Annotated in this window: 18 protein-coding genes; 7 read left to right on the forward strand and 11 right to left on the reverse strand. The window is 38.4% G+C overall.

Annotated features, from left to right (window positions below; genetic code table 11):
- Nucleotides 1–4 precede the first annotated feature (4 nt).
- Nucleotides 5–265 carry a cell division protein ZapA gene (gene zapA / locus MHH37_RS14350; protein WP_008405018.1) on the reverse strand — a complete coding sequence of 87 codons (261 nt, stop codon included), beginning with the start codon at nt 263–265 and terminating at the stop codon, nt 5–7.
- Between the two features lie 265 nt (nt 266–530).
- Between zapA and rnhC the strand changes: the two genes are divergently transcribed.
- Nucleotides 531–1,460: a ribonuclease HIII gene (rnhC, locus tag MHH37_RS14355; RefSeq protein ID WP_342573596.1), complete on the forward strand. Its 930-nt coding sequence runs from the start codon at nt 531–533 to the stop codon at nt 1,458–1,460.
- A 47-nt stretch (nt 1,461–1,507) separates the two neighbouring features.
- On the opposite strand, the gene MHH37_RS14360 is transcribed toward rnhC, so the two are convergent.
- Together MHH37_RS14360 and MHH37_RS14365 are read right to left on the reverse strand one after the other, a co-directional pair.
- Nucleotides 1,508–1,879, reverse strand: a complete 372-nt coding sequence (locus MHH37_RS14360; RefSeq protein WP_008405016.1) for a VOC family protein — start codon at nt 1,877–1,879, stop codon at nt 1,508–1,510.
- Between the two features lie 101 nt (nt 1,880–1,980).
- Nucleotides 1,981–3,504: a DHA2 family efflux MFS transporter permease subunit gene (locus MHH37_RS14365; protein ID WP_342573597.1), complete on the reverse strand. Its 1,524-nt coding sequence runs from the start codon at nt 3,502–3,504 to the stop codon at nt 1,981–1,983.
- A gap of 230 nt (nt 3,505–3,734) precedes the next feature.
- On the opposite strand from MHH37_RS14365, the gene MHH37_RS14370 reads away from it, so the two are divergent.
- A complete protein-coding gene (locus MHH37_RS14370) occupies nt 3,735–4,628 on the forward strand; it encodes a TetR/AcrR family transcriptional regulator (RefSeq protein WP_342573598.1) in 894 nt (297 codons plus the stop codon).
- A 71-nt stretch (nt 4,629–4,699) separates the two neighbouring features.
- Here MHH37_RS14370 and MHH37_RS14375 read toward each other — a convergent pair whose 3' ends face one another.
- Both MHH37_RS14375 and MHH37_RS14380 read right to left on the reverse strand, forming a co-directional pair.
- Nucleotides 4,700–6,145, reverse strand: coding sequence for a DEAD/DEAH box helicase (locus MHH37_RS14375; protein WP_342573599.1), 1,446 nt, complete (start codon nt 6,143–6,145; stop codon nt 4,700–4,702).
- 22 nt (nt 6,146–6,167) lie between these two features.
- Nucleotides 6,168–7,061 (reverse strand): LysR family transcriptional regulator, encoded by an 894-nt coding sequence (locus MHH37_RS14380; protein WP_342573600.1) that lies wholly within the window; start codon nt 7,059–7,061, stop codon nt 6,168–6,170.
- Nucleotides 7,062–7,214: 153 nt separating this feature from the next.
- Here MHH37_RS14380 and MHH37_RS14385 point away from each other — a divergent pair, with 153 nt between their 5' ends.
- Nucleotides 7,215–8,405, forward strand: a complete 1,191-nt coding sequence (locus MHH37_RS14385; RefSeq protein ID WP_008405011.1) for a coenzyme F420-0:L-glutamate ligase — start codon at nt 7,215–7,217, stop codon at nt 8,403–8,405.
- Between the two features lie 127 nt (nt 8,406–8,532).
- Here MHH37_RS14385 and MHH37_RS14390 read toward each other — a convergent pair whose 3' ends face one another.
- The 4 genes from MHH37_RS14390 to MHH37_RS14405 form a co-directional block, all read right to left on the reverse strand.
- Nucleotides 8,533–9,420 (reverse strand): glycine betaine ABC transporter substrate-binding protein, encoded by an 888-nt coding sequence (locus MHH37_RS14390; RefSeq protein WP_342573601.1) that lies wholly within the window; start codon nt 9,418–9,420, stop codon nt 8,533–8,535.
- A 1-nt stretch (nt 9,421) separates the two neighbouring features.
- A complete protein-coding gene (locus MHH37_RS14395; RefSeq protein ID WP_008405007.1) occupies nt 9,422–10,285 on the reverse strand; it encodes a proline/glycine betaine ABC transporter permease in 864 nt (287 codons plus the stop codon).
- The gene (locus tag MHH37_RS14400) at nt 10,278–11,477 is read right to left on the reverse strand and encodes a glycine betaine/L-proline ABC transporter ATP-binding protein (protein ID WP_008405006.1); all 1,200 of its coding nucleotides are present in this window, start codon (nt 11,475–11,477) and stop codon (nt 10,278–10,280) included. Before MHH37_RS14400 ends, MHH37_RS14395 begins: the two co-directional genes overlap by 8 nt.
- 221 nt (nt 11,478–11,698) lie before the next feature.
- Nucleotides 11,699–12,355, reverse strand: coding sequence for a TrkA C-terminal domain-containing protein (locus tag MHH37_RS14405; protein WP_008405004.1), 657 nt, complete (start codon nt 12,353–12,355; stop codon nt 11,699–11,701).
- A 332-nt stretch (nt 12,356–12,687) separates the two neighbouring features.
- On the opposite strand from MHH37_RS14405, the gene MHH37_RS14410 reads away from it, so the two are divergent.
- Nucleotides 12,688–14,082 (forward strand): amino acid permease, encoded by a 1,395-nt coding sequence (locus MHH37_RS14410; RefSeq protein WP_342573602.1) that lies wholly within the window; start codon nt 12,688–12,690, stop codon nt 14,080–14,082.
- Nucleotides 14,083–14,316: 234 nt separating this feature from the next.
- On the forward strand, nt 14,317–14,856 hold the full coding sequence (locus tag MHH37_RS14415) for an ECF transporter S component (protein WP_065215533.1): 540 nt from the start codon (nt 14,317–14,319) through the stop codon (nt 14,854–14,856).
- A gap of 109 nt (nt 14,857–14,965) precedes the next feature.
- On the opposite strand, the gene MHH37_RS14420 is transcribed toward MHH37_RS14415, so the two are convergent.
- On the reverse strand, nt 14,966–15,505 hold the full coding sequence (locus MHH37_RS14420) for a hydrolase (protein ID WP_008404996.1): 540 nt from the start codon (nt 15,503–15,505) through the stop codon (nt 14,966–14,968).
- A gap of 126 nt (nt 15,506–15,631) precedes the next feature.
- Between MHH37_RS14420 and MHH37_RS14425 the strand changes: the two genes are divergently transcribed.
- Together MHH37_RS14425 and MHH37_RS14430 are read left to right on the forward strand one after the other, a co-directional pair.
- On the forward strand, nt 15,632–16,108 hold the full coding sequence (locus MHH37_RS14425) for a nucleoside-diphosphate sugar epimerase (protein ID WP_342573603.1): 477 nt from the start codon (nt 15,632–15,634) through the stop codon (nt 16,106–16,108).
- Nucleotides 16,109–16,223: 115 nt separating this feature from the next.
- Nucleotides 16,224–17,554, forward strand: a protein-coding gene (locus tag MHH37_RS14430; protein ID WP_342573604.1) for an IS3 family transposase whose coding sequence is annotated in 2 segments (ribosomal slippage) — nt 16,224–16,608 and nt 16,608–17,554 — 1,332 coding nt in all. Because the reading frame shifts where the segments join, the coding sequence is not laid out codon by codon here.
- A 66-nt stretch (nt 17,555–17,620) separates the two neighbouring features.
- Here MHH37_RS14430 and pheT read toward each other — a convergent pair.
- Nucleotides 17,621–20,026 (reverse strand): phenylalanine--tRNA ligase subunit beta, encoded by a 2,406-nt coding sequence (gene pheT, locus MHH37_RS14435; RefSeq protein ID WP_342573605.1) that lies wholly within the window; start codon nt 20,024–20,026, stop codon nt 17,621–17,623.
- Nucleotides 20,027–20,043 lie beyond the last annotated feature (17 nt).

Raw genomic sequence — 20,043 nt, forward strand, 5'->3', positions numbered from 1 at the left:
TATGTCAACCCTTCAAATGTTTCAATTGTATTTCTAGTTTTTCAAATTGCTCTTTTAATAATAGATAGTCGTGCACAGAATTAACGGCTGTTAATACAGCTAGCTTCGCTGTATCTAAAGATGGATTATGGGCACTGATTTCCCGCATTTTGTCGTCCACTAATGAAGCAACAAGACGCATATGGACCGATGATTCTGTTCCTACCATTTTATATGTATTGCCATATATTTCTACGGAAATGCGATTCTTTTCTTGCTCAGCCAAAATAATCCCTCCAGAAAAAATAAGTGAACAGTAACGAAAATACTATTTTCGATTCTTTGCCCAATAAATGATTGAATGCAAAACTGATTGGTTCTATTATATAACGATGCCATTTTCCTATTGTACATCATACCATTTCCAAATTCACTATCGCAACACCATGTCCCGAATGTTCCTGTGAAAGAATCATACAATATGAAAGTTTCCCTTTTCTATTGTAAAAGCTATACTACATAGTAATACATTGTTTTTGAAAGGATCGATTATGACAAATATCGTTTTACTATGCAGTGCTGACCAACAGCAATCTATTCAACATTTCTATAAAGACGCCCTTATTGAACGGAAGGCTCCCGGCGTAATTTTTGCAGTAAAACTTGCCGATACGGCCATTACTGCCTATAAATCAGGAAAAGTAATGTTTCAAGGGGCTGGTGCAGAACGTGAAGCAGCACGTTGGGGTCAAGCAAGTGCTCAAGCTCCTAAAATTGTATCCACTAAAGGAGATACACTCCCTGAAAATTTTGCATCCTTATCCGTTTTGGGCTCAGACGAGACTGGAACAGGCGATTACTTTGGCCCTGTAACTGTAGCGGCTGTCTATGTTCCAGCAGATAAAATAGCGCTGGTCCAAGAACTTGGCGTGAAGGATTCTAAACAATTAACTGATGATTATATGCGTCAAATCGCTCCGGACTTAATGAAGGTTTGCGCTTACAGTATATTGACGCTTCGCAATGATAAATACAATGAAATCCAGGCACGTGGTTACTCGCAGGGAAAAATAAAAGCGCTGCTGCACAATCAGGCTTTAAAGCATGTATTGACAAAAATAGCACCGGAAACACCGCAATATATTTTAATCGACCAATTTGCAGAGCGTGGAATTTACTATAATCATATAAAAAATGAAAAAGAAATTGTCCGCCAAAACGTCCTGTTCTCGACAAAAGCCGAAAATCTCCATGTAGCTGTTGCTACTGCTTCGATTTTGGCACGCTATGCATTTCTTAAAGAAATGGATCGTCTGGCAAAAGTGACAGGGTACCCTCTTCAAAAAGGAGCAAGCGGTAAAGTCGATGAAATGGCTGCAAAAATCTGGTTAAAGCATGGCGAAGAGACACTACGTTCCATGACAAAATGGCATTTTGCCAACACTGAAAAAGCACGCAAACTTCTGCAAAAAAGAAGGTAAATAAGAAAAAGGAGCTGTCGCCATAATTGACAATAGCTCCTTTTCCGCTATTTTTCCATTATTGCAAAGTAATTTTCCTCATCATCAGCAAAGTTGAACACTTTCCCGAAAGGCATCTTCATGAATTCCCCGACTGTAATTCCTTTTGATTTAAAATCTTCATACAGTTCTTCTAAATTTTGGGCATAAAACATTAGAGAAGGCGTAGACAAACTCAATTCTGGCGACATTTCTTCTATCTTCTTTTTATCATGCAATACAATACTTGTCTGTGCTTCATCTTTTGGTGCAATCGTAATAATTCGCATGCCGTTATCGATGTCAGAAACTACAGTAAATCCTAATTTTTCAGTCCAAAACTTCTTTGACTGCTCCTGGTCTTCTACATACAACATGACTTGCCCTAATTGTTCAATCATTTTTCGAACTCCTTTTTATACAAATTACTTTACCAAGTATTTTACCCAAGTATAACAAATAAAAAAACGGCAGGAGCAAAAACTCCTGCCGTTTCACTATTTTATTTTTTTTCTTGTACTGCTCCCATAAAGTCTTCACGTTTCGTTATGTCTACACGCTTAATAAATAGCGCTAAAATTAAAGCTACGACTGTAACTGCTGCTGCTACGAAGAAACTGTACGTAATCCCGTCAAGCATTGCCTGTTGCATTACCTGTGCTTGGGCTTGTGCAATTTGCTCAGCAGTCGGCTGTACTGCAGATGAAGCATTCGCTTGCATATCCGCTGCAATTTCAGCTGCACGTGTTTTTGTGTGTGAGTTGAAAACTGTTACTAAAACAGCTGTACCAATTGCCCCTGCTACTTGCTGAGCTGTATTGTTCATCGCCGTACCATGCGGATTTAAACGGTTTGGCAACGCATTTAATCCGTTTGTCATAATCGGCATCATGACCATCGAAATACCTAACATACGGATTGTATAAACTGAAATAATAAATAAATAAGTTGAATCAACTTCCAAATATCCTAATCCGATTGTTGCTAATGTTGTAATCGTTAACCCGACAACCGCTAAAATACGTGGTCCGAATCGGTCGAATAATTTCCCTGTAATCGGCGACATAATCCCCATTACAATTGCACCTGGCAACATCATTAATCCTGCTTCAAATGGTTCGATTCCTCGAACACTCTGTACATAGGCAGGCGTTAAAATCATCCCTGAGAACATCGCTACAGATAATACCATCGATACGACAGATGCTAGTGCGTATGAAGGATATGTGTAAATACGTAAATCCAGTAAAGGTTGTTCCAAGCGGAATTGACGAATGATAAACCAGGCTAAGCCAATTGCCCCTACGGTAATCGTTCCCCATACTTCTACTGCTGACCAGCCAGCTGAACTAGCTGTACTGAAGCCGTATAATAATCCGCCAAAACCGATTGTAGACAATACAATAGAAAGTATATCTATTTTAGCATCACGGTTTGGAAGGACATCTTCCAGTTTCCAAACTGCCAGTAAAAGTGATAAAACGGCAATTGGAAGAATCATTTTAAACAGAACGCTCCAGTCGTAATGTTCCACAATCCACCCTGATAGTGTTGGTCCAATTGCTGGTGCCAATACCATAACTAAACCGAACATCCCCATTGCCTGCCCGCGTTTTTCAACCGGGAAGCTGATCAGCATTACGTTCATTAAAATCGGTGCCATCGTTGCTGCCCCAGCAGCTTGAATCATACGACCTGTCAATAAAAAACTGAAGCTAGGCGCAAATGAGGCCAATGCTGTACCAATAACGAAAATCGCCATCGATAAAATGAATAAAGGTCTTGTTCTGAACTTCGTAATTAAATACGCCGAAGTAGGAACCAATACCCCGCTTACAAGCATATAGCCTGTCGCTAACCATTGTACTGTTGAATAATCTTTAATATCAAAAGCAGTCATAATAGACGGTAAAGCTACGTTTAATAATGTATTATTTAAAAATGCTACAAACGCCCCGACAAATAATACAGCAATCATTAAATACGGGGGTTTCTGAAATGTTTTTACATCTTTTGTCTGTTCCATATTTTTATTTCCCTTCTTTAATCTTTCAATCTTCCTATTTCTGTACTCGAACTATTTTATACTCGGAGTCCAATAAATTCAACAATTTTATACTCGAAGTCTAAAAACATTGCGAATCCACGCTTTAAACAGTAGAATGAGAGTACAATTCAGAGTATATAGTACAAAAAAATTCACTTTTATTACGTTATATGCACAGTAAATCGTTTTAATTGATATGGAGGAAGTTCATGAATCAACGAAAAAGACAGGTGCTTGATAGTGCATTGCAGCTTTTTATCGAAAAAGGCTTTCATGAAACATCAATACAAGACATTTTAGACAAAGCGCTTATTTCAAAAGGAACATTTTATAATTATTTTTCATCTAAAGTAGAATGTTTTACATCGATTATGGAACAGACCCGATATGAAGCGAGCTTATTACGACATGAGATGTTGCTAAATCAAGATATTACTGATGAAAACTTATTATTGGAACAAATTCTCGTTCTTATGCAAATCAATAAAAAACAAAACTTAGCATCCGTGTTCGAGAATATTTTTCAGTCGAATGACAGAGAGCTCCGAGATTTATTGGAACGTTATCGCCTCCTGGAAATTGAGTGGGTATCCAATCGATTCACGGATATCTTTGGCGAAAAAGTCCGCCCCCATTCTCTTGAACTTGCCATTTTATTTTTTGCAATGGTGCACCATTTAACCTATTTCCACCGTTTATTTTACAGCGAAATAATCGACCCGAAGAAAGTTTTACAAATTGCCTTACGCAACATTAAAGCAATTTATCCTATTATGTTGGAAAATGGCGACATCCTCATTACACAGGATGCCCTTCAACTAGTCGAAGAGAAAAAAATTTACCAGTCGATTACAAAGAACGATTTAATCGAAAAGGTTCAAGGATTCCTTGACCAGTTAAAACTCGATACCGACAATAGGGTGGGGACTCAATTCACTGAAAGTATTCTTGATGAACTGCAGCGTAAAGAGTTACGTCTTGCTGTTATCGAAACTATGCTTAAGCCTTTCCGTGAAGCTTTTGTAAACACACCGCATGCCGGTGAAAATGTCGAGCTTGCAAATTTATTATGGTACTTCATTAAAAACGGGGACCAGAACTAATATTAGTGTCTGATGATCCTCACCAATAAAAAAAGTCGTATTGAACGTCATCTGTTCAATACGACTTTTTATTAGTTATTGCTCGTCGAGATGTGCACTTTTAATTGCTTGCCCTTAATAGGCGTTGTTTTCATCGCTTTTAACACGAGATTTCCTTTTCCATTTAGAATTTCTACGAATGTAGATGTATCCAGTATCGTAATAATGCCGATATCAGCTGCGGTCATCCCCGGAATTTTTGCAATTGTTCCGACAAAATCAACAGCACGCAGCTTTTTCTTCTTACCGCCATTAAAATAAAGCTTCGTAATATTTGCATCAACTTTGGCATTCTTTTGTTTTTTCTTTTGTGGTCGGCTCTGCATCTTTTTGTCAAACGCTTCCGCCTTTGCCTCAACTTCCTCGTGTGTCGGCAAATCCACCTTCGGAATCGTAAAGCCAATCAGTTCTTCAATTCCCGCAAGAAAATCATGTTCAAATGGTGTTACAAACGTAACAGCTTTTCCTTCCTTGCCGGCACGTCCTGTTCGACCTGTACGATGTACATACGCTTCTTTTTCCATCGGTAAATCATAGTTAATCACTAACGAAATATTCTCGATATCAATGCCGCGTGCTGCAACATCTGTTGCCACTAAATAACGGAAATCTCCACGCTTGTAGTCGTTCATGACAAGTAAACGTGTTGACTGGTCCATGCCGCCGTGCAGCTTATCGACACTGTACTCTCGGTCATACAAATAATCATGCAATGCATCGACCCGATCTTTTGTACGACAGAAAATAATGCACGTATCCGGATTTTCCACAACTGCAATTTTTTCGACAGCAGCTGTTTTTTCCTCATCCTGCACTTCAATAACGGCATGTTCAATTTTTGGCGCAGCCTCTTCAGATTGTACTTCGATATCAACCGGATCATTTAAGTAATTGGAAGCCAGTTTTTTAATCGATTCTGGTACTGTCGCAGAAAACAGCATCATTACTTCACGATGTTCTACATGTGCCAATATCGCTTCAACTTGCTCGATAAAGCCCATGTTGAGCATTTCGTCTGCTTCATCAAGAACAACATAGCGAATTTTATCGAGCTTCAATGTTCCCTTTTCGATATGGTCCAGCACACGTCCTGGCGTACCAACTGCAATATGTGTTTTTTGCTTTAATTCGTCCTGTTGATAACGGAACGGCTGCTTTCCGTAAAGTGCAGTAGCTTTAATACGTTTATAACGCCCAATATTGGTAAACTCCTCTTTTACTTGAACAGCCAATTCACGTGTCGGGGTCAATACGAGCGCTTGTGGCTTGTTTTCGATCCATTCAATGTTTTCGCAAATGGGAATTGCGAATGCTGCAGTTTTTCCGCTTCCTGTTTGTGCTTTCACAATTAAATCCTGTTCTTTTAATGCGTGGGGCAATACTTTTTGCTGAACTTCAGTTGGGATACTGTAATCTAAATCTTTAAGTGCATTTTGCAATTCTGGTGATAATGGAAATTCGTTAAAATTAGTTGTCATATTTATTCCTCATTTTCTTCTATTAATGAATGATTCCCGGATCAACAATAGCGATAAATTTCCTTGTTGCCTTCGAGAGTGAAACATTTTTTAAATGGACAATTCCTAAACTGCGCTTAGGAATTGGCTGTTGGAGCTCAATCTCATATAAAAGCCCTTTATCCAAGTAATCGGTCGCAAACTCCTTTGTTACACTTGCGATACCTAAATTGATTTTTGCAAATTCCAATACTAAATCATGTGAGCCTAATTCGAATTCAGGTGAAATCGTATAGCCTTGTTCTTTTAGATAGTTTTCCACATAATTACGAGAGTTTGCCTTTCTCTCTAAAAAAATTAATGGCAGCTTCATGAGCATATCGAGGCGAATTGGCTTTTTTGATAAGTTTTTATATTTTTGTCCGCACACAAATATATCATGAATTTCCTTACAGGGGCTAACTTGAAGCTGGGGATCTTGAATCGGTAAGTTGCATATGCCCAAGTCTGCTTCCCCTGATTTGATAAAAGCCAATATTTCATTCGTTGTACCGTTTAAAACCTTTAGTTTAATGCCAGGATACCTAATATGAAATGACTCTAAATAAGGCAGTAAAAAGTATCTTGAAATCGTATCCCCTACACCTATACGTAAAACGCCTGTACGCAAATTTTTAAATTCGGCCATTTTTTCTTCACCCGCGTCTAAAATACCAAGAGCAGAATTAACGTATTCGTGTAACAATTCACCTTCTTCTGTTAAGGTTACCCCTTTTGGTGTTCTATTAAATAAAATAGTATCAAGTTCTTTTTCAAGCTTAGAAATAGACTGGCTAACGGCCGGCTGTGTCATGTATAAAGCATTCGCTGCCTTTGAAAAACTTTTACTGCGACTTACTTCATTGAATATGCGATATGCTTCTAACTTTATTATCATATAACCCTCACTTATATCTGATATTAGAATTATTAATTTTACTTATATCACATGAACAGGTTATAGTAAACATTGTGAGATTACTTATGTTTTGCTTAAAGGTAAGCAAAAGCAATTAAAATATAACTTACAGCTATTGAAGGAGAGATTATTTTGGAACGTGTAGTAGGAACGGTTGTACGAGGTCTTCGTGGCCCAATTATTAATGAAGGTGACGATATTGTTCAAATCGTTGTTGATACAGCGTTAAATGCTGCAAAGACAGAAGGCTATGAAATTGAAAATCGTGATATTGTGACTGTAACAGAATCTGTTGTTGCACGTGCACAAGGAAACTACGCTAAAATTTCAGATATCGCATCAGATGTAAAAGCCAAATTCGGAGATGATACAGTAGGTGTTATTTTCCCGATTCTTTCGCGTAACCGCTTCTCTAACATTTTAAAAGGAATTGCAGCAGGTACGAAGAAAATCGTTCTTATGTTAAGCTACCCATCAGATGAGGTGGGCAACCATTTAGTATCATTGGATGAGCTAGATGAAAAAGGCATCAATCCATGGACAGATGTACTGACAGAAGCTGAATTCCGTGGTCACTTCGGTTTTAACAAACATACATTTACAGGTGTGGACTACATCGAATATTATAAAGAATTAATCGTTGAACAAGGCGCGGAAGTAGAAGTTATCTTCTCGAACAATGCAAAAACGATTTTAGATTATACGAAAAGCATTTTAACTTGCGATATTCACTCTCGCTTCCGTACAAAACGTATTCTAAATGCTGCTGGTGCAGAAAAAGTTTTTGGTCTTGACGACATTTTAGCTGAATCTGTAAACGGATCTGGCTGTAACTCTAAATATGGATTACTTGGATCAAACAAATCGACAGAAGATGGCATTAAATTATTCCCGGATAACTGTCAACCAATTGTTGATGACATTCAAGCAAAAATATTGGCTGCTACTGGGAAACTTGTAGAAGTAATGATTTACGGTGATGGTGCATTTAAAGATCCAGTAGGCCAAATTTGGGAACTTGCAGATCCTGTTGTCTCACCTGCTTACACACCAGGTCTTGACGGTACTCCGAACGAGATCAAGTTGAAATATTTAGCGGATAACGATTTCGCTAACTTGCAGGGTGAAGAGCTGAAAGAAGCAATCAAAGACTATATTAACAACAAAGAAGAAGATTTAACTGGCAACATGGCCGCACAAGGTACGACACCTCGTAAGCTGACAGATTTAATTGGTTCATTATCTGACTTAACTTCAGGTTCAGGCGATAAAGGAACACCAATGATCTACATCCAAGGTTATTTCGATAACTATACGAAGTAAAAAACATATAGACTCAATTTCCCTCCAATGGAAATTGAGTCTTTTAATTCCTATAAAAAATAAAACGGTGCAAATTTTAGATTTCAAAATTTGCACCGCTTTTGATTTAAGCTAAAACTTTTTTAAATTACTTTTCAATGCCCTCTGTCCACTTGTTCACAACATCTTGATTTTCTTCAATCCATTGTTGTGCTGCTTTTTCAGGTTTTGTTCCTGAGTAAATGTTCAGCATAACTTCTTCGATATCTTCTGTTGTCCATTCAAAGGCATCTAAAATCTTGAATGCATCAGGTGACTCTTTTTCTAAGTTTTGACGCACAAATGTGTGAATGCTTTCTTCCCCGCCGAATACGCCTTCAGGATCTTCCAAATATTTTAAATCATAATTGGCAAATTTCCAGTGTGGGCTCCAGCCTGTCACAACGATATCTTCCTCATTTTTAATCGCTTGTTCTAAAGCAACTGTCATCGCACCCGATGATGATGGTTGTAATGACCATGATTCCAAGTTTGGATACGTTTCAAGTGCTCTTTCAGCAGCTGCAACTACACCTGCACCTGCTTCAATGCCTGTAATTGTCGATGCCGCTTCTGTCGATAAATCAGCAATTGATGTTGCTTCCATATAGCTTGGTACAACTAAACCGATTTTGGCACCTTGCAAGTTTGGTCCTAAATCTTCTACGTCTGCTCCGTATTTTTCATACTGTGAAGCATGTGTAGCAGGTAACCAGCCAGATACCATCGCATCTGCTTCACCTTTTGATACAGCTTCCCACATGATGGCATTGTCCAATGGTGTAATATCAACGTTATAGCCGACACTTTCCAGTACTTCTGCCACTACATACGTAGATGCAACTTCAGAATCCCATTCTACATAGGCTAATTCGATTGAACCTAGATCTTCTTTAGATGACGTTTCTTTTTTCTCTGTTGTGTCATCTCCACACGCAGCTAATAATAGCGCTGCACTTATTGCTGTTGCTGCAGGCATCCATTTTAATTTTTTCATTTTACTTTCCCCCATTTGATTTTTGTTTATTTAAACTTTGTGTTAAACGGTCTACAATAATAGCGAAGATTACTAGACTGATCCCCGCAACAAATCCATTACCGATTTGTGCTCGTTGTAGAGCCGATAATACTTCACGACCTAAACCTGGCGCACCGATCATTGACGCAATAACGACCATCGATAATGATAAAAGTACCGTTTGGTTAATACCGGCCATAATTGTAGATTTTGAAAGTGGCAATTCTACTTTTACTAATTTTTGAGTGAAAGTACTACCATAAGAGTCCGCCGCTTCGATTAAATGAGTCGGAACTTGACGGATACCGAGATTTGTAAAACGTACAGTTGGTGGTAATGCGAAGATAACTGAAGCAAATACACCTGGTACGACACCAATCCCGAAAAATGCAACGGCTGGGATTAAATATACGAACCCTGGCATTGTTTGCATAAAGTCTAAAATTGGTTTCAAAATTTCTTCTACTACTTTTGATTTCGACATGAGGATGCCAAGTGGTATACCAATTACAATTGCGATTAAACTTGAAAACAACACGAGTGTAAATGTATTCATAAGCTGTTCCCATAAACCTTGGTTTAAAATGAATAGTAAACCAATGATTGAAAAGATGGCTAAGCCGAATTTTTTGCCTGTTGCGAAAAACGCTAACACGGCAATGATTAAAATAAATACGTATGGTGGAATAGCAGTTAATGTGGATGTTACAAAATCCATCAAATCTTCACCGTTATTTTGAATAAAACGGAATTGCGCTGAAAACGTATCTGTTACAATATCCATCAGCTTTTCCACATTTTCCGCCACTGGTAATGGCGTCGCTAAATTTAATAGTTTACTCATTGTCTACACCTCCGTTTTTTTCAGAGGCTAACGACTCTAAAACAACTCCACGAATTAGTACTCCGCGCAGTTTCCCTTCTTCTACAACAGCTAATGGTGTCGGAGAATCGGAAATAACCGATAAAATATCCTGTATGACTGTAGATGGTTCAACAATCGGCATATCGTTACGTAAAATTGATTGCAGTGATTTTTCACCGGATTGCGCTAGCTCCAGTGCATCATTTGCAGTAATATAGCCTAAATATTTTCGGGCTTTATCTACTGCGAGCAAGACACTTACTTTATCTTCTCTCATACGCTGCAACGCAACTTTTGGCCCTTCATGATCAATTTGGATTGTCATTGGACGAATCATCGCATTTTCCGCTGTCAATACTTTTGAACGGTCCACATCTTCCAGGAATGAGCGGACATATTCATTTGCAGGGTTTGTCAAAATTTCTTCCCCTGTTCCTACCTGCATGATTTTTCCATCCTTCATAATAGCAATACGATCACCAATACGAAGCGCTTCATTTAAATCATGTGTAATAAAGACAATTGTTTTCTGTAAATTAGCTTGTAACTCCAATAGCTCATCTTGCATTTCTTTACGAATGAGCGGATCAAGAGCAGAAAAAGCTTCATCCATTAATATGATTTCTGTATCATTTGCCAAAGCACGTGCAAGCCCTACACGCTGCTGCATACCGCCTGATAATTGATCTGGATACTGGTCTTTATAGGAGAGTAACCCTGCATTCTGTAAAGCCTTTTCTGCTTTTAATCGTCTTTCCTCTTTCGGAACGCCTCTGATTTCCAGGCCATACTCTGCATTTTGTAAAATGGTACGTTGCGGGAATAATGCGAAGTTTTGAAATACCATGCTCATTTTTTCTCTGCGAACAACTTGCAGGCTCTTTTTATTGAGCTTTGTAATATTTTGATCATCTATATAAATATCACCACTCGTTGGTTGAATGAGACGATTGAGTAAACGGATCAATGTAGACTTCCCACTTCCTGAAAGCCCCATAATTACGAAAATCTCACCTTCTTCAATTGTCAAACTTGCTTCATATACACCGACAGTAGCATTTGTTTCTTTTAAAATCTGTTCTTTGGATTTTTCTTGCTTCACGAGCTTCAATGCCTGTGATGTATTTTTTCCAAATACTTTAGTGACTCGGTCAATTTTAATTTTCCCCATAATCCACTTCCTAATAATAATTAATTTCATGCTAGTAACAACTTTGTATTTATCTCGGGTTGTTAAAAGCAACAACTTTTATATTAATAGACGTTGTTACTATTGTCAAATGAGAATTGATTTTTATGTACATCCAACTAGAAATAAAGTCCCTTAAACAGAAAAAACTACTCCCGAAATACAATGAGGGAGTAGTTTGTTTTTGTTGAAAATTTGACACTCTATATCGAATCAGATTGAAAGTTGTTACTTTCCAGCTGTAAAAAGTGTTTTACATTCGAATAGCATTCTTCTTTACCTATAAAAAATAATGTATCACCCGCGGACAATGTTGCGTATGGCCCAGGCGAAACAATCAGCTCATGATCTTTTTTGATTCCAATTATTGTAGCACCTGTTTCCTGCCAGAAATTGATTTCGCCAACATTTTTTGATAGGAATGGGCAATTATCGGTAATATCAATTTGAAAAGGTACAAACGGGTTAATCGATTGATATCTGCTTGTCCGATTGACCATTTCTCCTAATGTATCCTGGAAATGATGCAACTCATCAATTTGGCGTTCAATACTGTCAGTTAATTGTTTTTGTAAATCTCGTATTGATTTGACACCAGTTAACCGCTGAATGTATTTAGCTGCATTTTCATAGGAAACGATGACAACACCGCTTCCCTTTGTCGCTTCTACTATATTTAAATCCTGTAGAACGGCAATCGCTCGTCTAGCTGTTTCCGAGGAAACACTGTATTGAGATGCCAGCGATGAACGGGCATAAATCTTTTCCCCGACAACATATTTTTTTTCAACAATTTTAGCGGCAATATCTTCTGCTATTACTTGATATTTAGGCTGCTTAATTTGGATTTTCTTCTCCATTAATTGCACTCCTTTGTGCTGTGTTCAGTATGCATAAGCAAAATTCCTATATTTATACTATATCGAAATTATATACCTTTTTATAAAAACCACAAATAGTTCACTAATTTTGAACAAATTTTTTAAAAACAATTATAGGAATAAGTTTTATTAAATGTAGGTATTTTTTTCTGTTAAATACTAACAATAACATTATTCACTGTTTTATTCGAGTTATTTCTTCCTTTTTCGACAAAGCCAAAACTTTAGCACTTTAACTCAATAAACATGTTTATTATCCACAAAAATAATGATAAAATTTTGATTATTGTAAATTAGAAATAGGTGTATCAATGAAAAAAATATTTAGAAAAAAACCAATCAATGACCTTTTACTTAAAAGCGGAAATATGCAGTTGCCTAAAACAATGGGTTCTTTCGATTTGATAATGTTAGGTGTCGGTGCCATTGTCGGTACAGGCATTTTCATTTTACCTGGGACGGTCTCTGCTCTCCATGCAGGCCCGGGGATTGTCTTCTCCTTTACGATTGCTGCAGTCGTTTGTGCATTAGCCGCGCTATGTTATTCTGAGTTTTCTTCTACTGTACCCGTTGCAGGAAGTGCCTATTCATATAGCTATATTGTCTTTGGTGAAATCATTGCATGGCTGGTCGGCTGGGCATTACTATTGGAATACGGCCTCGCAACTGCTGCCGTGGCAACAGGCTGGTCAGGATATTTCGTATCGCTGCTGGAAGGTTTAAATATCCATTTACCGGTCGCATTGACAGGGGCATTCAGTCCTGAAAACGGTACTTATATTAACTTGCCTGCAATTTTTATTATCTTTGCGATTGGTGCTTTACTTTCATTAGGAATGAAAGAATCAACTCGTTTTAATGCATTATTGGTTGCCATTAAACTCGGCGTTATTTTATTGTTTATTGTAGTTGGTGTCTTTTATGTGAAGCCGGATAACTGGACACCCTTCCTGCCATTTGGGATGAGCGGTGTATTCACAGGTGCTGCACTCGTATTTTTTGCTTACTTAGGCTTTGATGCCGTGTCTTCTGCTGCGGCGGAAGTAAAAAATCCACAGCGGAATATGCCAATCGGAATTATCGGTTCCCTGCTTGTCTGTACAGTATTGTATATTGTAGTTTCACTTGTACTGACTGGGATTGTTCCATATACTGACCTCAATGTAACCGACCCTGTATCGTACGCGATGCATGTTATCGACCAGGAATGGGCAGCGGGGATCATATCGCTTGGTGCTGTCATTGGCATGATGACCGTTATATTAGTCATGATGTATGGCGGGACGCGATTATTAATGGCCTTTGCCCGTGACGGCTTAATGCCTAAAATGCTGGCACACCTAAGTGAAAAGCGCAAAATGCCTGCTAAAAATACGTGGCTGTTTACATTGATTATTTCGTTTTTTGCAGGATTTGTTCCATTGGACTTGTTGGCGGAACTTGTAAATATGGGTACATTGGTCGCATTTATTTTCGTTTCTGCTGGCATTTTATATTTACGTAAAAATAAAAACTTACCGCAAGATCGATTTAAAGTACCATTTTATCCTGTGTTACCAATCTTATCATTTATTCTTTGTATTTTTCTGATTACGCAACTTTCCTTGCACACATGGATCGCTTGCGGAATTTGGTTTATTATCGGTATAATCGTATATTTCACGTATGGAAAAAAACATTCTACGATGAATTCTAATACTAAATAACGACAATGTGAATTGGTACTATAACCGCTCTATTTAAAAAGCGCAGCAAATTTGTTTTCATAATTTGCTGCGCTTTTATTTGTCAGTTTGTCAGAGGAACAGTCCCCGTCATATCCGAAAATAATATTGTGTAAATCTTCTGACCTGGTTAAATTGTTTGTTTTTGAACCTTTTACTGATGCCAACAAATTGCTAATATGATAGATAATTTCAAGCAAGGGAGCGTCAATTATTATGGAATCATCACGTTCAATTTCTACTTCATCAGAAAAAACAAAAGATTTAATTATTACGAGTCTTCTTATTTCACTTGTATTCGTAGCAACATTTTTTATTAATATCCGTTTGCCGATTGCTGCAAATGGAGGGCTTGTTCATTTAGGGTCTGCCATGCTCTTTATTATCGCAATCTTATTTGGTCCAAAAAAGGGTGCGTTGGCCGGAGCATTCGGTATGGCACTGTTCGATATTTTATCTGGATGGACATTGTGGGCACCATTTACATTCATTACACGTGGTCTGCAAGGCTATATTGTAGGAAAAATTGCTACAATGCATGGGAAAAATGGCGGAAGCTTTATTTATAACTTAGCAGCTATTGTTATCTCGGTTCCATTTATGCTTGGAGGTTATTATATTTGTGAACGTGTTCTCTATGGAAACTGGATTATCCCACTTGCATCAATTCCAGGAAATCTCGTTCAAAATGCAGTAGGACTAATCATTGCAATACCAGTATGTATCGCTTTGAAAAAACTGCCCCTTTTTAAATAAAATGAAACTTTAATTAGTGGGGGTTTTCCTCATCCCCCATAGAGACGGGACCCCGTTAATGGGGATAAAAAAATTGGTTAGCGGCCAATTTCGCTAACCAATCCTATTTTTATTTTACTAATTTGCTAATTGCTTTAAATGCATCGCCTTTTGCTACTTGCTGCATTTCGAATAATGCCATTTCCACACTAGTTACGCGTGCACCAAGCTGCATCATTTTCTGGATGCCTATCTCTCGATTACTCGCTGTGCGTGAAGACACACAGTCTGCCAGCACTTCGACTTCATAACCGTTTTCCAGTAATTGAGCTGCTGTTTGATACACACAAATATGGGCTTCAATTCCGGCCAATAAAATCTTCTTGCGTCCTGTTTGCTGTAATGCTTGTACAAATTCCTCAGTATCATAAGCACTGAATGTAATTTTTTCAATCGGTTTTTCATCTGTTAAATGCTCCGCAACTCGCTCATCTGTCGGACCAAGCCCTTTTGGATATTGCTCAAGCCATAAAATAGGTAATTCCAATAATTTTGCCCCTTGTACCATTGTGGCAATATTACCTACAACGAGTGCGCTTTCCTCAACAACTTGCGCCAATTTTCCCTGAATATCAATCAGTACTAATACTGCTTCTTCTTTTTTTAACATGAATATACCTCCCCTAAGTTGCATTCTTCTCTATTATACTGAACTTTTCCACTAAATGAATAGTAGATCCTCCATTGAAACGAAATGCACGACACTGTATAGTGAAAAGAGAAATGGAGGATTCACATGTTGCGTCTTAGTTGGCTCATAAGTATGGGCATTAGTTTATTTGGAGTATTAATCATTCAGCACTTTTTTACAGTAAAACCGGACGATGTTGCAAATGGAGGAAATCTTGGTGCTCTTGGTTTAGCGCTTGTTGCACCATTTATTATACTTAGTTTATTTATTACGTTTCGTTTCTTTACTGAAAGCGCCAGAAACGCAAAGGATCAGCTTATGCGTATGATTTATTTAGTATTTGGATTTGCGCTGTTAGTGGCATTCATCTATTATGCCATTGATTTTTCAAATAATGTGTATTCATCCCTCGGCGGTGATACGGAGACACCGGGTTCCACAATCTACCGTTTCCCCCTATTAAATGAGTATACGAATCACGTTTTTCTTAATTTTTATACGTTTGGAATTGTCCATACATTAAGTGCTTTAATCGGAGCTGCTAATGGAATGTTCAAATCTGCCAAACAATCTCCGCAATAACAAAAACCCGAATGGTCATTGTAAAATGTACCCTATAAGATAGACACTTTGAAAAAAGCCTATCTTGTAGGGTATTTTTATTATAATAAGAAAAAAGATACTGGAGCGGAATCGAATGACAAAAATCTACTTCACAGAGAAACAACAAGCACAATTAAAATGTAATCCGAATGTACAGGCCGTCAGTGACAAGGCCATTACCTATACAGATGAATTTAAGCGTCATTTTATTGCAGAAAATGAAAAGGGGAAATTACCAAGAGCCATTTTTGAAGAAGCAGGATTGGACGTTGAATTAATCGGTTTGGAGCGTGTTCGTTCTTCCGCAAAACGCTGGCAAGCAGCTTATCGAAAAGCCGGAATAAATGGTTTACAGGATACACGTAAAACGAATTCGGGACGCCAACTTGAACGTGAATTAAGCCTTGAAGAAAAATATGCACGATTAGAAGCGAAAACGCGATTACTTGAGGCAGAGAACGAACTATTAAAAAAGCTGGATCTACTCGAAAGGCAGATGTTGAAGAAGAAATCACAATTGAAGCGAAAATAAAATTTGAATTAATTCAAGGAGCTATCGAAAAGTATAAATTGAAGCGCATGGTGAGCTACTTATGTGAACTGATGGGTGTTTCCCGTTCAGGTTATTACAATTATTTTGGTGAACAATCCGCCCAAAACCGGGCAACCCAAGATGCGGCAGATCAAGTAGTGAAAGAAATCATTTTAAAGGCCTATCATTTCCGAGGACGCAAAAAGGGAGCACGCCAAATCAAAATGACACTCCAAAATCAATATAGTATCATCTACAACCTAAAACGAATTCGTCGCATTATGAAGAAGCATGACATTGTTTGTCCCATTCGAAAAGCGAATCCTTATCGACGTATGGTAAAAGCAACGAAAGAACACCGTACATGCCCAAACGACTTAAAACGGAACTTCAAACAAGGTGTAGCAGGAAAAGTGTTATTAACAGATATCACGTATTTAACGTATCGAAACGGAAAGCGTGCTTATTTATCGACGATTAAAGACGCTGAAACGAATGAAATTTTAGCGTATGAAGTATCAAATTCCTTATCGTTGGATATCGCCCTCGATACATTAAAGAAATTGAAAAAACACAAGCATTTAGTGAAAGATGCCTTTATTCACTCGGATCAGGGCTTTCATTATACAAGCCCGATCTATCAAGCATTGGTAAAGCGATTGGGCTTAGGTCAGTCCATGTCACGTCGTGGGAACTGTTGGGATAATGCGCCCCAGGAATCATTCTTTGGGCATTTTAAAGATGAAGCCAAGATAAAAGAGTGTGAGACGTTAGAAGAAGTGAAACGAGAGATTAAGAGTTATATGACGTATTACAATTATTATCGAGGTCAATGGAATTTAAAAAAGCTGCCGCCTGCAAAATACAGACAGCAGCTTCAACAAGTTGCCTAGGCTTTTTCACAATGTCCTTTACAAAGGGTACATTTTATTGAACCATTCGGGTTTTGTTATCATTAATTAACGTACTTCTGCACCAGCTGCTGCCAATGCTTTTAATACTTTATTATGTGCTGCGACTACTTCTTCGTCTGTTAATGTTCGCTCTGGGTCGAAGTATGTTAATGAGAAGGCTACTGATTTTTTACCAGCCGTCATTTTCTCCCCTGCATAAACATCAAATACTTTTACTTCTTTCAGTAAAGAAGTTCCGGCACCTTTAATAATGCTCACAATTTCACCGGCTGGAGCTGCTACATCCAATTCTAATGCGATATCACGACTCATAGCCGGGAAGCGCGGAATCATAGAATAAACAAGCTCTTCTTGTGTTGCACTTAAAATGGCATTTAAGTTCAGTTCAGCTACATATGTTTCTTTTACATCAAATGCTTTTTGTTCTTGCGGATGAAGCTGGGCAATGACACCCACTTTTTCGCCATCTAATAATACATCAGCTGTACGGCCAGGATGTAAGCCGTCTACTTGCGCTTTTACATAGCTTACGCGAGATGTTAAGCCTAATTTAGCAAATACCGCTTCAACAATACCTTTTGCAACGAAGAAATCAACATTTTTCTTCTCGCCCTGCCAAGTATTATCAATCCATTTACCTGTTAATACAAGCGCTAAGTGTTCTTCTTCAAATGGAAGTTCCTCAGCTGTTTGTCCAAGGAAAACTGATCCGATTTCGTATAATGCTACTGTTTCCACTTGACGAGCTACGTTATAACTTGCTGCCTCTACTAAGTGGGGAATTAAGCTTTGGCGTAGTGTAGAGCGTTCTTCAGACATAGGCATTAATAACTTTGTTGTCTCCTCAGCTTTTAATGCAAACTTTTGAGCGTGCGCTGCTGAAGTTAATGAGTAAGTTACCGCTTGATAAAGACCGGCACCTTCCATTACATTGCGTACGATACGGCGTCCTGCTTGATATGGCGTTAACCGGCCAACTTGTTCACTCGCTGGTAGGCTTACAGGGATCTCATCGTAGCCATACATACGTGCAATTTCTTCAACGATATCTTCCGGAATTTTAATATCCTGACGTCTTGTAGGCGCATCAATAATTAATAAACCATTTGCCGCTTCCACATCAAATTTTAAACGCTCTAAAATAGAAAGCATATCCTCTAAAGAAATTTTCATGCCTAAACGGCCGTTAATAAAGTCAGGTGATACTACAACACGAGCTGGCGTTTTATCAAGCTCATCTACTAGCACTGTACCTTCCAATACTTCTCCTCCTGCTAATTCAGCAAGTAATTGTGCTGCACGTTCTGCTGCAGGAAGGACACGGTTCGGATCTACACCTTTTTCAAAACGTGCAGAAGAATCCGAACGTAAGCCGATTTCTTTTGAAGTACGACGCACAGATGCCGGGTTGAAGTAAGCTGATTCGATTACTACTGTCGTAGTAGAATTGGACACTTCTGATTTAGCACCGCCCATGACACCTGCAACCGCTTCTGCTTCTTGACCATTTGTAATGACAAGATTGTGGCTTGCTAATTTACGCTCCTGATCATCAAGCGTCGTCATCACTTCGCCATCACGAGCCATACGCGTAACGATTTCACCAGTTGCTAATTTATCGTAGTCAAATGCATGTAATGGTTGACCGTATTCCATTAATACGTAGTTTGTAATATCGACTACATTATTATGTGGACGTACACCTGCAGACATAAGCGCATGTTGCAACCATAATGGCGATTCTTTTACTTCAATGTTTTTTACAACCTTCGCTGCGTACATTGGGTTTGCTTCTTTATCTTCTACCGTTAATTTTAATACATCTGCCGCTTTTTCCGCTGAAGCAGTATAATCGATTTTCGGTAATTTTACATCTTGAGATAAAATCGCTGCCACTTCATAGGCAACGCCAAGCATGCTCATTGCATCCGAACGGTTAGGTGTTAAACCAAGCTCAAGTACTGTATCACGTAAGCCTAAAACATCTAATGCATCGGCCCCTGGAGTTGTATCAGCTGGCAGTACATAAATCCCTTCAGCATAAGCTTTTGGTACAAGACGGCCTTCAATGCCCAATTCTTGAAGTGAACAAATCATCCCGTTTGATTCTTGCCCGCGTAATTTTGCCTTTTTAATTTTAATGCCACCTGGTAATTTTGCTCCTGGACGCGCTACGATGACTTTTTGACCTGCATCGACGTTTGGTGCACCACATACGATTTGCTGAAGCTCTTCTTCCCCAACATCAACTTGGCATACATTTAATTTATCAGCTTCCGGGTGTTTTTCTTTAGACACAACATGACCAACAACTACATTTGACATACCTTGTGAACGGTCAATTACTGCATCTACTTCAATCCCTGCACGCGTAATTTTTTCTGCTAATACATTTGCTTCTAATGAAGAAATGTCTACATATTGACTTAACCATTTTAATGAAACTAACATTTATATTGTCCTCCTTC

Source organism: Solibacillus sp. FSL K6-1781 (assembly GCF_038630735.1).
GTDB lineage: Bacteria > Bacillota > Bacilli > Bacillales_A > Planococcaceae > Solibacillus > Solibacillus silvestris.